Here is a 15,601-nt window from a genome sequence, read left to right as displayed (position 1 = left end):
GCGCCGATGTTTCGGACTGAGGGAGCAGCTCAATCAAAACAACAAAGGGAGGAGACCCATGTTTACTAAAGTGAAAACCCTGAGCGCCACGGTCGCGGTAGCGGCGGTGGCCATGACGGCGCCGATGGCGGGTGCGCAAACATTCCCCGACAAGTCGATCGAGCTGATTGCGGCTTATGCCCCGGGCGGCGGGTCCGATATTTCCGCGCGTGTTTTCGCCGGCTGCCTCGACAAGGTGCTTCCGGAGAAAGTTCTCGTCCGCAATATCACGGGCGGTGCGGGTGCCGTCGCCGAAGATACCGTCGTCAAGGAGCGTCCGACGGGCTACAAGCTGCTGTGGCAGCATCAGTCGCTGCATGCGCTTTCGGCCCGCGGCGTGACAGAACACGCGCCCTCCGATTACGACGTGGTGGCCCAGGCGGCCTTTGGTCCATGGGGCGTGTTCGCAAACGCCAACGTTCCGTTCGACGATCTTGCCGGCATGAAGGCCTATATCGCCGAAAATCCGGGCGAGCTGAAGGTCGGTGCGGCGCTCGGCGGGCTCTCGCATTTCGCATCCCTGATCGTCATGGAAGCGGACGACATGGATATCGCTCAGACACAGATTATCGGCCTCGCCGGATCGAAGAACCGCGTGGTGGCCATCCTTCAGGGCAATCTAGACCTTGCCACAATGGATCTCGCGACCGCCAAGCCTTACATCGAGGCCGGTCAGCTCAAGCCCATCGCCATACTCGCCGACGAACGCGTCGAGCAGATGCCTGACGCGACGACCGCCAAGGAGCAGGGCGTCGACGTCTCTTACGGCGTCAACATCATTACCTGGGCGCCCAAGGGCACGCCTGAAGAAGCGCTGAACGTCCTGCGAGAGGCCTGGGAGAAGGCCGCCACTGACGAGGAATGTGCCGCGGCGCTCGAGGAAAAGGGCTTTCAGGCGATGTACAAGGATGCCGCCGAAGTGGAGGCCTATAACGAGGCCGAGATGAAGGTCTACAAGGATCTGATAAAGAAGTACTCGGTCCAGTGACGCGAGCGTGAAGCGCGAGCCGCGCCGAGCGCGGCTCTCTCATCGCCGCCGTGACCATGCGGCGGCGGTCGTCAGATCACTCGGGAAAAACTCATGAAATCCATCGACCTGTTGATAACGGGCGGGCTTACCCTGCTCGTGCTCGGGCTGGCGGCGCAACTGCCGCAGATCCAGAGCGCCACGAATGTCAGCCAGTTCTATTCGCCGCGCACGATTCCGATGGTCTTCATCGTGGCCACGCTTGCCCTGTTCGCGGTTTTGCTGATCCGCTCCGTCGTCTGGAGCAAGCGCTTCGCTGATCAGTACATTCCCGCCTGGGGCGAGATTTTCAGCGGCCGGCGCGTACTGTTCCTTGTCGCCGCCGTCCTTTTCGTTCTGGCCTTCGGATCGCTCGGTTTCATGCTCTCCTCGGTCATTTTCATGACGGTGACCGCATTCCTTCTGGGTAAACGCGATGCGCGATCCCTCGTGATCTCCGCATCGGTCGCGGTTGCGGTAACGGCGTTCGTCTATCTCGTGGTGGTCTACGGGCTGGAGAGCTTTCTCCCTGAAATGACATTGGGCGGATGAGGCAAGGATCATGAGCGGTTATATCTTTTCGGCCCTCGGCGATCTGGCGGCAAATCCCATGCTGCTGGTGATGATCGCGGCCGGCGTGGCGGCTGGTCTCGTCATCGGCTCCATCCCGGGCCTCACATCAACCATGGCGCTGGCGCTGCTGGTGCCGCTGACATTCACGATGGATTTCGAATCCTCCATCGGATTGCTGATGGGCGTCTATTGCGGCGCCATCTCGGGAGGCCTGGTCGGGGCGATCGTGCTCAACATTCCAGGCACGCCGGCCGCGGCCGCGACCTGTCTCGACGGTTATCCGATGGCCAAGAAGGGGCAGCTTTCCCGCGCGCTCGGTCTCGGCGTCTACGCCTCGATGATCGGCGGCGTCATCAGCGGTCTGGCGCTGGTGCTGATCGCGCCCGCCCTGTCGCGTTTCGCGATGCAATTCGGTCCGTGGGAATACTTCGCAATCGTTATCTTCACCTTCCTCACCATTGCCAGCCTTTCGGAGGGCGACACGCTCAAGGCGGTGGCCATCGCAATGTTTGGCGTGTGTCTGTCGATGATCGGCTATTCGACCGGCGTCGGCGCGTCCCGGTTCAGTTTCGGCGTTGCCGCTTTCGAGGGCGGCATCAATGTTCTGCCTGCTCTGGTCGGTGCGTTCGCGCTGCCGCAGCTTATTCTCGATACGGACCGCATCGGCGCGACCGTGAACCGGCTGCAAACGGCTTTCAGACTGCCGGAGTTCGCGCGCGCCTTTACAGAGGTTCTGAGCGTGAAATGGGCGTTGCTGCGCTCCACGCTGATCGGCATCGGTATCGGAATCCTGCCGGGCGTAGGCCCGGGTCTCTCCAATATATTGGCCTACAGCCAGGCGCGGGCGAGTTCGAAGACGCCTGAGAAGTTCGGGACGGGAGAACTGCCCGAGGCAATCGTCTCGCCGGAGGCGGCCAACAACGCTTCGATGGGAGGTTCCCTCATTCCCATGCTGACGCTGGGCATTCCGGGCGATGCCTCGACGCTCATGCTGCTGTCGGCGCTGATGCTCCACAATGTCGAACCCGGTCCGCTGCTGTTCGTGATGAACGGCGATTACGTTGCATTCATCTTTGTCGCCTTTTTCGTGTCCTTCGCGTTCTGCACCATTTTCTACCATCTGCTGATCGGCACGATCATCCGGGTGTTGACGATCCCCACGCAGTATATCGTCTCGGTCATCTTCGTGCTCTGCGTCATTGGCAGCTATGTCCTGAACAACCGCATGTTCGACGTCTACACGCTGCTGGCGTTCGGTGTTCTTGGCTACGGCCTGAGGGTGGCGCGCTTTCCGATCCTGCCTCTGATTCTGGGCATTATCCTTGGCCCGATGGCCGAAGAGCAGTTGCGCCTCGCCCTCGAATACGGCCGAGGTTCCTATCTGCCCTTCGTGACCCGACCCTTTTCCGCGGTGATCCTCGCCCTGACGCTGGTCGCCATTGTGGTCCCGCTCCTGCGCTATCTGCGTTCCTTCAATTCTTCCAGAAAAGGTGCCCGCCCATGAAAATCAGCAAGGTGGAAATATTCGATGTCCAGATGCCCGACGGGATCGCGATCCCGTGGCACCCGGTTCTGGTGCGCGTCCATACTGATGAAGGCCTGACCGGCGTCGGCGAGGTCGGACTGGCCTATGGTATCGGACATGCGGCCGGAGCGCAGGCGGCACGGGAAATTGCCGAACGTTTCTTCATCGGCGCCGATCCGATGCGTCGCGAGGCTTTGTGGGAGAACGTTTATCGCGGCAGTTTCTGGGGACAGTCCGCAAACACTCATGTCCTCGCCGGATTGAGCGGAATCGATACCGCGCTCTGGGACATCCAGGGCAAGGCGCTCGGCGTGCCCTGCCACCAGCTTCTGGGCGGCAAGACGCGTGATCGCCTGCGCACCTATGCCAGCCAGCTTCAACTCGGTTGGGGCGACACCTATCTGCAGCTTGGTTCGGCCGAGGATTATGGCCGCTCGGCAAGCGCTGCCCGCGCGCAGGGCTTCACCTGCGTCAAGGTGGACCCGATCAACATGGATGCCGAAGGCAACCGCCTCGACCGCCATGTCACCTATTTCACCCGGTCGCAACTTGACCTTTTCCGCGACCGCATGGCGGCCGTGCGCGAGGCGCTGGGGCCGGAGGGAGAAATCATTCTCGAAGTGCACAGTCTGACAAGCGGTCCTGCCGCGGTGCAGCTCATCGAGGCGCTTGAGGAATTCGGCATCTACTATTTCGAGGAGCCGGTCAGCTATACCAATTCGCGCATGCAGTCCTATGTCGCCGGGCGCACGACGATACCGCTGGCGGCGGGCGAACGGATCTTCTCCCGCTGGGGCGTGAGACCCTATCTCGAAGAGCAGAGCCTGGAGGTATTGCAGCCCGACATCGGACTGGTGGGCGGTCTCACCGAAGCCAAGAAGATGTGCGACTACGCGCATATCTATGACGTGACCGTGCAGGTTCACGTCTGCGGCAGCCCGGTGGCGACAGCGGCCTCGTTGCATCTTGAGGCGGCGATCCCGAACTTCCTGATCCATGAGCACCACAGCCATGCCATGAAGGCCTACAATGTCGAACTCTGCGATATCGACCTGCAGCCCCGCGACGGCTATTTCGATGTTCCCGATACGCCGGGGCTCGGCATTTCGCTCAACGACGATGTTCTGAAGCGTTCGCCGAAACTTGAGGTCACGGCCTGAAACAGGGCCTGAAGGTCAGGAAAGGAAAGGCGCGATGCCACGCTACACCTCATCGCACTGGGGGATTTTCGAGATCGACACCGACGCTTCAGGCTCGGTGCGCGCCAGGCCACTCGCCGGCGATGAGGACCCGGCGGGCATCGGTCTCGATCTTGACCAGCCCGAACTGCGCGCCCTGCGGGTGAAGCGTCCGGCTGTGCGCGAAGGCTGGCTGAAGAACGGACCGGGCGCAAAGCCCGGCGACCGCGGTGGCGAGCGGATGATCGAAGTCCCGTGGGACGAGGCCCTCGATCTCGCTTCCGCCGAAATAAGACGCGTGATCGATGAACATGGCAATGCCTCGATATTCGCCGGCTCCTATGGCTGGGCCAGCGCGGGCCGTTTCCATCACGGACAGAGCCAGGTTCACCGGTTTATGAACTGTCTCGGCGGTTACGTGCCGCACGTCAACACCTACAGCCTTGGCGCCGCCCACGCGCTGATGCCCTATATCATCGGGCCGATGAAGGGGCTGATGGCGGAGCACACAACCTGGGACGTGATGGCCGAACACACGAAACTATTCGTGACCTTCGGCGGAGTCCCGCGCAAGAACACCCAGGTCTCGCCCGGCGGGGTGCGCACGCATTTTACCCGCAGCGGCGTTCAGGCGATGCGGGAGCGCGGCGTGAGGTTCGTCAATTTCAGCCCGGTGCGCGACAATCTCGATGTTCCAGAGGCCGAATGGGTACCTATACGCCCCAACACCGACACCGCCGTTATGCTGGCGATTGCCCACGTCATCGTCCGTGAAGGCCTGCATGACCGGGCCTTCCTGCAGAGCCACTGCACCGGTTTCGATCGGGTGGAGGCCTATCTGATGGGGCGTGACGGGAGTGAACCCTGCACGCCCGAATGGGCTGAGGCGATCTCGGGCGTAGCGGCCGGGCGCATCGCGGCGCTTGCCCGCGAGATGGCGGGTACGCGCACGATGCTCAACATGGCGTGGTCGCTGCAAAGGGCAAGCCACGGCGAACAGCCCTGCTGGATGCTGGTCACGCTGGCCGCCATTGTCGGGCAGATCGGCTTGCCGGGCGGCGGCTTTGGTTTCGGTTACGGCACGACAAATGCGCTCGGCAGCCCGTTTGCGGCCGTTCCCGGTCCGACGCTCGATCAGGGAAAGAACCCGGTCCGCGACTTCATCCCGGTCGCGCGGATCTCCGACATGCTGGAAAATCCCGGCGGCCCGTTTCAATACGGGGGGCAAACCCACAGCTATCCCGATATCAGGCTGATCTACTGGGTTGGCGGCAATCCCTACCATCATCATCAGGATCTCAATCGGCTGGAGCGGGCCTGGGCGCGACCCGAGACGATCATCGTCCATGAACAGTACTGGACGCCGACGGCCCGCCGCGCCGACATCGTGTTTCCGGCCAACACCGTTCTGGAGCGCAATGATATTGGCTTTGCCACCCGCGAAGGCCATCTCGTTGCCATGCGACAGGCCGCGCAAAGTCTCGGGCAGTCGTGCAGTGACTATGAAATCTTCTGCGGGCTGGCCGAAAGGCTTGGCGTCTCCGAAGCCTTCAGCGAAGGGCGCACCGAGATCGACTGGCTGCACCACATCTACGAGCAAACGCGCCAACGGCTTGTCGGCGAAGACTGCCAACTTCCGGCGTTTGATGATTTCTGGGAGGAGGGGTTGATCCTGCTCGCGCGCGAGGCGCGACCGACCGTCATGATGGAAGCCTTCCGGGACGACCCGGGGACCCATAGAAGGCCGACGCCGTCGGGCAAAATCGAGCTCTTCAGCGAGAAGATCGCAGGTTTCGACCTGCCGGACTGCCTTGGACACGCCAGCTGGTTTCCGCCGGCGGAATGGCTTGGCGAGGCCGAAGCCGACGAGCTTCACCTGCTGTCCGACCAGCCTTCCCGCCGACTCCACTCCCAGCTTGATGCCAGCGCGCACAGCCGGGCCGGCAAGATTGCCGGTCGCGAGCCGGTCATGATCAGCGAGGCAGACGCCGCCGCGCGCGGCATCGTGACCGGAGATCTGGTCGAACTCAGCAATGAACGGGGGCGGGCGCTCGCCGGCGCCCGGGTTTCGGCGGATATCATGCCGGGTGTGCTCAAGCTTTCGACCGGCGCCTGGTACGATCCGGACGGGGCAGGGGGTGAGCGACACGGAAACCCGAATGTTCTGACGCTGGATCGCGGCACATCGTCGCTGACACAGGGGTGTTCGGCGCAAACCTGCCTCGTGAGCCTCTCCGGCCCTGTCGCCGAGCCAGCGCCCGTCAGCGTGCTGGATCCGCCGGATATCGTGGTGCTTGAAGACAGAAACCAATAGACCGCGACGTATCGGCCGTCAGCGCCAACGGCCCGCGCTGTGAACAAAATCCCGAACCCGCAAGAGATAGTCATGGAACCTGCATTGTTCTGCTTTCATACGCCTGCGGCGCTCCACTTCGAATGGGGCGGTGCGTCACGCCTGGGGTCGCTTCTGGGCAACTGGTTTTCACAGCGGTCTCTGCTTCTCGTGACCGATCGGTTTTTGCGCGAGTCCGGCCTTCTCGCGCCCGCCCTGAAATCGCTGGGCGAATCCGGTTTCAAGGTAACGATATTCGATGCGGTCGTCGCCGATCCGCCTGAAAGCGTGTTGATGGACTGCCTCGCCCGGGGCCGGGACGCAGAGGCGGATATCGTCGTCGGTTTGGGCGGCGGTTCGTCCATGGATGTGGCGAAACTCGCAGCGGTCATGCTTGTGAGCGAACAGCGGTTGGGGGAACTCTACGGCATCGGCAAAATCGCCGGCGGCCGGGTTCCGTTGGTGCAGATACCGACGACGGCGGGGACCGGATCGGAAGTGACCAATATAAGCATCCTGACCACCGGCGAGAGCGAGAAAATGGGGATCGTTGCGCCTCAGCTTTACGCCGACCGCGTTTTGCTGGACGCCGAATTGACGGTGGGATTGCCTCGTCCGCAGACGGCGGCGACCGGGATCGACGCCATGGTCCACGCGATCGAGGCCTATACTGGACGCCACAAGAAGAATCCCGTTTCCGACCTTCTTGCAAGGGAAGCGCTTCGGTTGATGTCTGCCAATCTCATCAGGGCCTGCACGCACGGGGACGACCGCGTCGCCCGCGAGGCCATGCTGCTGGGCTCGACTCTCGCGGGTCAGGCGTTTGCCAACAGCCCTGTCGGCGCGGTGCATGCGCTGGCCTATCCGCTGGGCGGTCGCTATCATCTGCCGCACGGTTTGACCAATGCCCTGATGCTGGGCCCGGTGCTCCGTTTCAATATGACGGCCGCTGCGCCGCTTTATGCAGAACTGGCCGATGTGATCTCTGCGCCAAAGGATGAAGGCATCCATGCGCGCGCAGCACAATTCGTCTCAACAATGCAGGGGCTGATGGAACAGTCCGGAGCCCCCCTCAGGTTGCGGGATGTAGATGTGCCCGAGCAGGATATTCCAATGCTCGCGCGTGACGCGATGAAGCAGACCCGCCTGCTGATCAACAATCCCGCCGAAATTAACGAAGCCGATGCAGCAAGGCTTTATCGCGAAGCCTATTAGATACAGGATATGCAATGGGCCTGTCACAAGCATTTTTGAGGCGCGCGAGCAAATCGTTCTGGTTGTTGACAGTCCAATCACCCGTGAGGCCGAAGGGCTTTTTGACCACGAAACGATTTTGGAAATCGATGAGCATTCTGCCGATACCGGCGGCGCCGGCGATCATGTCTTTGCGCTATTTGCCTTGATTGGCAAACGCTTCGCACAGCGGCTCCGCAACGGCTGCGCCTGGCCACCTCGGTCACGGCACGCACAGTTGCACCCTCGATAAACCTCAAGAGGCTCTCGGTTTCCTCGAAATCGAGCAACCTGGCCAGAGCACTATGAGAAATCGGCCGCATTGAGCGAACGCTGTTGAATGGTATTCTCAAGCCCTTCATTGCGTAGACGCTGCCAAGCTGGCCTGAACAAAGGGAAGGCTGCCCACAAACTGAAGCGTGCGGCTTTTTGTTGGCCGTTAGTGCAAGGCGCCTTTATCAACCAAAGACAGCAATTCGTTGCATTTCCTCTGTTCAAATGAGCTTCTCCAGGCAGGTTTTGAAGAAGGTTTCGACGTCTGACGACGTTCTGGCTGTGCTTTTGATGATCCGAACTGTCGACGAGATGACGAAGGCGTTCTCGGACGAAGCGCGTTGTCGGTGTCTGGTGGAAGCGATGGTTTGGCCGAAAGGCCAGATCTGCTCGGCGTGTGGCTATGAACGCTCCATCGCGATCGCCTGGCGTGACATGGGAAAGCACCGAGCTCGTCCTGAGATCGGCTTCTGCTGGTCACAGCGCATCGCTGCCGGCACCACGACGCGGAAAACCCGAACGGGCCGGGGCATCACACAAACCTGTTGGTCTCGGCTGCCGCCGGCACTCCAACTGCCGAACGTTTTCCGCGCAGTGATCGTTCGCCCAAATACGACCAACTCTCGCCGGAGGCATCGCCATCAAATCACAGGTAGCTGTCTTTGGCTGATAACGGCCGCGCAGGATTTTGAACTGTCCTTGTTCCGGCTCCCACAGGAATGCATCACTCAAAATGCACTTGTATTTTTATTTTAACAGATGTATCCAATCTTTGGCCGTTGGGCGTTTCGCCCCTCCGCCAGGAGGGTCGCCCGTAAGAGCGGCGAACACGATCGGGAGGAAAATCGATGAAGAAACTCACCGCTTTGCTGGCGGGACTGGTTATTGCCATGCCGCTGGCCGCTGCTGCGCAGGACGCAGCCGGGACCGCCACGAAGGACAGCTACCGCTTTCTTATCGTGCCGAAGGTCGTCCATCCGTGGTTCGACAAGGTCAATGACGGCGCGCAGATGGCCGCCGAAGCGCTGAAGGCGCAGACCGGCGCGGATATCGAGATCGTCTACTCAGCACCGCAGACGGCGGACGTCGTCCAGCAGGTCCAGATCGTTGAAAGCGCGATCTCGACACGCCCCGACGGCATCGCAATCGACCTGCTCGACCCCTCGGGCAATCGCGGGTCGCTTGAAGCGGCCCAGAGCCAGGACATTCCGCTGGTCATCTTCGACTCGATCCCGCCGGAAGGCATGGCGATCCCCTATATCGGCTCGGATTTCTGCGAACAGGCAAAGATCGCCTCGCGGCGGCTGGTCGAGGTTCTCGGCGGCGAAGGCGAAGTCGCGATCATGATGGGCGTGCCGACGGCGCCGAACCATTCGATCCGCGCCGAGTGCCACCGCGAGGTCTTCGCCGAGCATGAAGGCATCAAGGTCGTTGCCGAAGGCATCGACAATGACAGCATCGAGATTGCTCAGCAGCAGGCCGCCGCCATCATGCAGGCCCATCCGAACCTGAAGGGCTGGGTCGCCTCCGACGCCGCCGGTCCGATCGGCATCGGCCAGGCGATCATCGAGGCCGGCAAGCAGGACCAGGTCACGCTCGTTGGCCTCGACAACCTGCCGGAAATGCTGGACATGATCCGTTCGGGCGTCGCCGACAGCTCGTCGGCTTCGCAGCCAGAGCTTCAGGGCTACTGGTCGGTCATGCTGCTCTGGGCACAGGCCACCGGCGCGCCGGTTCCGCAATATCTCGATACCGGCAATGCGTTCCTGACCAAGGACAATGTGGACGGCTGAGCCGTTTGCCGCGGCCGGCATTGCGCCGGCCGCATTCTCCGGGCCGCAGATGCGGCCCGCGTTCCTTTCAATGCCACGCGATGGATTGATCGGAAACATGCTCAGGAGGACACATGACCTACCTCAAGGCACGCGGCCTCGGCAGGGTTTTTCCCGGCGTGACCGCGCTTGACGACGTCGATCTCGACATCGAACTGGGGCGGACCCACATTCTGGCCGGCGAAAACGGCGCCGGAAAATCCACGCTGGTCAAGATCCTGACCGGCTCCGATCGCGCAACCACCGGCACGATCGAGATCGATGGCAAGGATCCCGTCGATCATCCCGATCTCTTTCGCAACATCGCCTATGTGCCGCAGGAACTGTCGCTGTTCGCCGATGTCAGCGTGGCGGAGAACCTGTTCATGCCCTTCGATCGCACCGGCCACGGCCCGTTCGTGAACCGGCGTCGGATGGAGGCCGAGGCGCAGACCTATCTCGACCGGTTCGGCATTGACGCAAGACCGTCGGATCTCGTGCGCCACATATCGGTACCCGACCAGCAGCTTCTGCAGATCGCCCGCGCCTCAACCAACAAGGACATGAAGGTCCTGATCCTGGACGAGCCGACCTCGGCCCTGACGGCCCGCGAGGTGGCGCGGATATTCAAGGTGATCCGCGGATTTCTGGACCGGGACCACGCGATCGTCTTCATCTCGCACAAGATGGAGGAAGTCTTCGAGATCGGCGATGACTACACCGTTCTGCGCAATGGCCGGAAGGTGGATGCGGGCCGTATCGCCGATATCGACGAGACCGCGCTGATCCGGGCGATGTCCGGCCGCGAGGTGGCGATCGACGAGCACTTCCGGCCAAACTGCCCCGTCAGCGACACGATCATGACCGTCGAACACCTGTCGGGTCACATGTTCGACGACATCAGCTTCAGCCTGAAACGCGGCGAAATTCTCGGTTTTGCCGGACTGGTGGGCGCGGGCCGCTCGGAACTGATGCAGACCATCTTCGGCTTTCGCAAGGCATCGTCCGGCAAGGTCGAGGTCGAAGGCCGCAAATGGCGTTTGAACGACACGGCCGCCTCGGTCAACGCCGGCATGCTCTATCTCTCCGAGGAACGCAAGCATCACGGGATTTTTCCGCTGCTCTCGCTGCGCGAAAATATCGGCATCTCCGCATTGTCGCTCACCTCGGGCGCTACCGGCATCGATTTCGGCAAGGAAAGCAAGCTCGTGCGCCGGGTGATCGACGACTACGACATCCAGGCATCGAGCCCCGGCCAGCGGATTTCCAACCTCTCCGGCGGCAACCAGCAAAAGGCGATCATCGGCCGGGCCATGGCCACCACGCCCCGCATCCTGATCTTCGATGAGCCGACAAAGGGCATCGACATCCGCACCAAGGCGGAGATTTACCGGATCATGAGAGAGCTCGCCGAGGACGGCGTCGGCATCATCCTGATCTCATCGGAGATGACGGAACTCAGGCGCTGCGCAAGCCGGATCATCACCATGCATGGCGGCCGCATCACCGGCGATTTCGATGCCGCCGCCACCGATACCGAAACATTGGTTGGCGCGATCTTCGCGACCGGCGCCGGGTCTGAGGCACAGACCCCGAACGAGGCAGAGGCTTCCCATGTCAACTGACAAGACCACTCAATCCCGCGCGCCATCGGCGCTTGCAATCCTGGTCCGCAATCCGCTCGCCGGCGTCTTCGTGGCGCTCGTCGTCATTTTCGCCATTTCGGCTCTGGTATCGCCCTACTTCCTGTCGGGCTACAACATGTCGGTGATCGCGCGCGGGCTGGCCTTTGTCGGGCTGGTCACCATCGCTCAGTCGTCGCTGATGATTCTGGGCGAACTCGACCTGTCGCTTGGCACCATCGGTGGCCTTTGCGGCGTAGTGTCGGGCATGCTGATGGTGCAGGCCGGCCTCCCCTGGGGCATGGCCCTGGTTCTGGCGCTGGCGCTGGGCATGGCGCTCGGCTTCCTCAACGGCTTCCTGGTCACCACGCTCGGCCTGCATTCTCTGGTGCTGACGATCGGTACGGCCGGCATTTACGGCGGCGCGATTCTGGTCCTGACCAAGGGCGTCGCGATCACCGGCATTCCGCAGGGCATCCAGTTCCTTGGCCGGGGCGATGTCTTCGGCCTTCCGGTACCTTTCCTCATCATGCTGGTCGTGCTGGTCATCGCGCTTTTTCTGACAATGAAGACATCGATGGGCCGTTACATGTATGCCATCGGCAACAATGCGGCGGCAGCGCGCATGCTGGGCATTCGCGTCGACCGGATCCGGATCCTGGTCTTCACCTTCGCCGGTATGCTCTCCGCCCTGGCGGGGCTCTTGATGGTGGCGCGGCTTGGAACCGCCCAGCCTTCGATCGGCCAGACCTGGGTTCTGGCGCCGATCGCCGCGGCGGTCATCGGCGGGGTGGCGACCACAGGCGGCGTCGGGTCGCCGCTCGGCGCGATCTTTGGCGCTTGCATCATCGCAATCATCGAGAACATCATTGTCCTGTTCGGCGTCTCGCCCTATTGGCAGGGCGTCGTGTCCGGTGCCATCGTGGTGATCGCGATCTCGTTTGATGCAATCTCCCGCCGCTATCTTCGCCGCGACGGCGCATGAACTGACAAAGTGGAATACAAATGACCAAGACCAAAAAACTCATCAACGCGCCCGAAGATATCATCCCGCAACTGATCTCGGGCATGGTCGCTGCGCATCCCGACATGCTGACGCGCGAAGGCGGCACGGGCCGCGCCATTGTCGCCGTGGATGGTCCGCGTGACGGCAAGGTGGGGATCGTCGTTGGCGGCGGCTCCGGACACGAGCCCGCCTTTGCCGGCTATGTGGGGCGCGGCCTTGCCGATGCGGCCGCGGTCGGCAACATTTTTGCCTCTCCGTCTCCCGAACAGATCCTCGACGCGGCCCGTGCGGCCGATGGCGGCGCGGGCGTCGTTTTCCTTTATGGCAACTACACCGGCGACGTGATGAACTTCACCATGGCCGCGGAGGAGCTGGAAGCCTCAGGCACGCAGGTGCGGCAGGTGCAGGTCGCAGACGACGTCGCCTCCGCTCCGAAGGAACGGCGCTCCGAGCGGCGCGGCATTGCCGGCGACTTCTTCGTGTTCAAGATCGCCGGTGCGGCGGCCGATCTGGGCGAACCGCTCGCCCGGGTCGAAGCTCTGGCACAGAAGGCCAATGACGCAACGCTTTCAATGGGCGTAGCACTCGGCGCCTGCTCCCTACCCCAGACCGGCAAGCCGAATTTCGAGATCGGCGACGACGAGATGGAAATCGGCATGGGCCTGCACGGCGAGCCGGGCGTCCGCCGCGAGAAGCTGGCGCCGGCCGATACAGTGACGGACGAACTGATGGACACCATCCTCAGCGAAATGGCCCCCGCCAAGGGGGACCGCGTCGCCGTGCTCGTCAACGGGCTGGGCTCGACCTCACTGGTCGAACTCTACATCATCTTCGACCGGCTCAAGCATATCCTCGATGAAAAGGGCATCGAGATCCATCACTCATGGGTGGGCGAATATGCCACCTCGCTGGAAATGGCGGGCGCGTCCATCACGCTGATGAAGCTGGACGACGAGTTGACGCGGCTTCTGGACCATCCCTGCCGGACGCCAGCCCTAACGGTCGGAGCCATCGAGGGCGCCGCGGCAAGCAGCGCCCGCTCGGCAAGAAGAACGGCCCAGGCTGGGGACACGCCTGCCAAGGCGAAAGTCGCAGCCAATCTGAAGCGCGAAGGGATCATTACGCCCGAAATCTTCCGCGCCATGATGCAGCGGGCCGGCGACGAGATCATTGCCGAGCGCGACTGGCTGTCCGAACTGGATGGCGTTATCGGTGACGGCGATCACGGCGTCACCATGGAAATCGGCTGGAAGGCCGTTCAGGGCGCGCTCGCCAATGCCGAGGAAGACGAAACCATCGAGGGAAGCTGCAAGCGCATGGCCAAGGCCTTCCTCGATGCCGTCGGTGCTTCCTCCGGGCCGCTTTACGCGACCGCCTTCCTGCGCGCGGGCGCTGCGGTCAGCGACCGCCTGAACCTTGACCCCGAGGCGCTTTCGGCGTGGCTTGCCGCAGCGCTCCAGGGCGTGCGCGACCGGGGCCGCGCCGAGCCGGGCGACAAGACCATGATCGATGCGTGGGTGCCGGCGGTGGAGCGTGCGCAGCAGGCCGCCGCCAATGGAACGGAGCTCGATGTCATTAATGCCGCCCGGGACGGCGCGGAGGCCGGCATGAAGGCAACGGCCGATCTTGAATCCCGCCGTGGCCGCTCGGCCAAGCTCGGTGCGCGTTCCAAGGGCCATATCGACCCGGGCGCGGCATCGACATGGGTCACGCTGCGGGCCATGGCCGCCGCTCTGGCGGAGGCTCGCGCTCCCAAGTGAAATCTACCGTGGCCCGGCCATCAGCGCCCGGGCCACGGCTTCGTTGGTGGCAAGCCGGTTGACGTAGCCGCCGCGCAGGATCGCCCGGATGATCTGCACCTTCTCGATGCCGCCGGACACCAGCATCGACATCGGCTTGAGCTTCATCTTCTCGGGGCTGAGCGCCATGATCGAATCATTCAGGAAATGATCGACCGGCTGACCCTGGGAATCCAGGAAACAGCCCAGAAATTCGCCGACCGCGCCGCGTTTCAGGATCTCGTCCAGATTGTCCTTCACCACCCTGATCAGCGTCAGCGTCGTATCCTCGGCGAGCCAGCCGCAGGAGGCAATGCCGAGATCGGCGATCTCGGTCCGGGCCAGTACGTCCGTCAACTCATCGATCAGGAGCAGCGCCTCGCGGCTTTCGGGCGAGGCGCAATAGAGCGGGGCCGTCAGATAATGGCATTCGACGCCCAGCTTGCGGGCAAGGCTCGTCGCCACTTCGAATGTGTTGGTGCCGGAGGAGCGCGTGGCGCCCCCGGTCAGGCCAACCACCCAGCTATTGGCATGCGGGCGCGCGTTGAGGCGGCGCACGGCGAAACTCAGCGTGCGGCCCGTCGCGATGCCGATGCCGAGATCCCGCCGTTCGATCAGCCCGCTGGCCATCGCGCCGGCCGCCTCGCCGATCACCCGTTTCTGTTCAAGAAAATCCGGAACGTCAGGCACCACGGTGGCTTCGGCAAGGCCGTAGCGCTCGGCCACTGCCTCGGCCAGCGCAATGCAGCCGCTGAGCGGCAGCTTGACGTCGATCTGGACCGCGCCGTCCTCGCGCACCTGGCCAATGATCTTGTTCACCCTGAGCCGGGTCATGTTCATCCGGGCCGCGATTTCCTGCTGCGTCAATCCGCCCACAAAGTAGAACCAGGCGACGCGCGCGCGCTCAAGCTGTTCCGGAAGGCTGTCGTTCGGATCGTCCACGCTCGGTTCACCCATCATTCTGGTCGGCGGCCCGGTCTATCAGCAAGACCAAACCGAGACTTGCCGATATATGCGAATCTGCGCTGAAAGAATACCATAAGATATCGGTACGAAGGTGATCGCGAAGCCGTGCCCGGTCAGCTCTGGTCGAAGCAGCTAATAGCGGGCCGATGTCGCGGTCGGGCCAACCACCGTACATGTCCTGACGGAGGGATGTCAGGTTAATGCCGGTGACGAGATTCGCCGCTACCCCGCTGTGATGAGTCACCGTCCTGTCAGCTAC

Annotated in this window: 12 protein-coding genes and 1 pseudogene; 12 read left to right on the top strand and 1 reads right to left on the bottom strand. The window is 62.5% G+C overall.

All coding sequences use genetic code 11. The annotated features are described in order from the left end of the window. The first annotated feature begins 58 nt into the window (after positions 1-58). From K7H91_RS15675 to dhaL, 12 genes and pseudogenes are all read left to right on the top strand, one after another. Complete coding sequence (locus K7H91_RS15675; RefSeq protein WP_230721206.1) at positions 59-1,027, top strand: tripartite tricarboxylate transporter substrate binding protein; 969 nt, start codon at positions 59-61, stop codon at positions 1,025-1,027. A 93-nt stretch (positions 1,028-1,120) separates the two neighbouring features. Further along, positions 1,121-1,597 carry a tripartite tricarboxylate transporter TctB family protein gene (locus K7H91_RS15670; RefSeq protein ID WP_230721205.1) on the top strand — a complete coding sequence of 159 codons (477 nt, stop codon included), beginning with the start codon at positions 1,121-1,123 and terminating at the stop codon, positions 1,595-1,597. 10 nt (positions 1,598-1,607) lie between these two features. Continuing rightward, the gene (locus tag K7H91_RS15665; RefSeq protein ID WP_230721204.1) at positions 1,608-3,122 is read left to right on the top strand and encodes a tripartite tricarboxylate transporter permease; all 1,515 of its coding nucleotides are present in this window, start codon (positions 1,608-1,610) and stop codon (positions 3,120-3,122) included. Next, positions 3,119-4,303 (top strand): mandelate racemase/muconate lactonizing enzyme family protein, encoded by a 1,185-nt coding sequence (locus tag K7H91_RS15660; RefSeq protein ID WP_230721203.1) that lies wholly within the window; start codon positions 3,119-3,121, stop codon positions 4,301-4,303. The genes K7H91_RS15665 and K7H91_RS15660 overlap by 4 nt, the downstream gene beginning before the upstream one ends. Before the next feature lie 34 nt (positions 4,304-4,337). Next, entirely contained in the window at positions 4,338-6,635 is a 2,298-nt protein-coding gene (locus K7H91_RS15655) for a molybdopterin-dependent oxidoreductase (protein ID WP_230721202.1), read from the top strand. Between the two features lie 72 nt (positions 6,636-6,707). After that, positions 6,708-7,868 (top strand): iron-containing alcohol dehydrogenase, encoded by a 1,161-nt coding sequence (locus K7H91_RS15650; protein ID WP_230721222.1) that lies wholly within the window; start codon positions 6,708-6,710, stop codon positions 7,866-7,868. 70 nt (positions 7,869-7,938) lie between these two features. Next, positions 7,939-8,316: pseudogene (locus K7H91_RS15645) on the top strand (Tn3 family transposase); the annotation flags it as partial. A gap of 89 nt (positions 8,317-8,405) precedes the next feature. Beyond that, positions 8,406-8,915 carry a hypothetical protein gene (locus tag K7H91_RS25850; protein ID WP_419197484.1) on the top strand — a complete coding sequence of 170 codons (510 nt, stop codon included), beginning with the start codon at positions 8,406-8,408 and terminating at the stop codon, positions 8,913-8,915. Between the two features lie 92 nt (positions 8,916-9,007). Then, entirely contained in the window at positions 9,008-9,952 is a 945-nt protein-coding gene (locus tag K7H91_RS15635) for a substrate-binding domain-containing protein (protein ID WP_230721201.1), read from the top strand. Positions 9,953-10,065: 113 nt separating this feature from the next. Next, entirely contained in the window at positions 10,066-11,595 is a 1,530-nt protein-coding gene (locus K7H91_RS15630) for a sugar ABC transporter ATP-binding protein (protein ID WP_230721200.1), read from the top strand. Then, positions 11,585-12,577, top strand: a complete 993-nt coding sequence (locus K7H91_RS15625) for an ABC transporter permease (protein WP_230721199.1) — start codon at positions 11,585-11,587, stop codon at positions 12,575-12,577. Before K7H91_RS15630 ends, K7H91_RS15625 begins: the two co-directional genes overlap by 11 nt. A gap of 20 nt (positions 12,578-12,597) precedes the next feature. Next, positions 12,598-14,358: a dihydroxyacetone kinase subunit DhaL gene (dhaL, locus tag K7H91_RS15620; protein ID WP_230721198.1), complete on the top strand. Its 1,761-nt coding sequence runs from the start codon at positions 12,598-12,600 to the stop codon at positions 14,356-14,358. Between the two features lie 3 nt (positions 14,359-14,361). Here dhaL and K7H91_RS15615 read toward each other — a convergent pair whose 3' ends face one another. Beyond that, on the bottom strand, positions 14,362-15,318 hold the full coding sequence (locus tag K7H91_RS15615; RefSeq protein ID WP_230721197.1) for a sugar-binding transcriptional regulator: 957 nt from the start codon (positions 15,316-15,318) through the stop codon (positions 14,362-14,364). Between the last annotated feature and the right edge of the window lie 283 nt (positions 15,319-15,601).

The organism is Martelella mediterranea, from assembly GCF_021021415.1.
Classification (GTDB): domain Bacteria; phylum Pseudomonadota; class Alphaproteobacteria; order Rhizobiales; family Rhizobiaceae; genus Martelella; species Martelella mediterranea_C.
The sequence above is the reverse complement of the archived record's forward strand: the minus strand, read 5'-3'. Positions and strand labels throughout refer to the sequence as shown.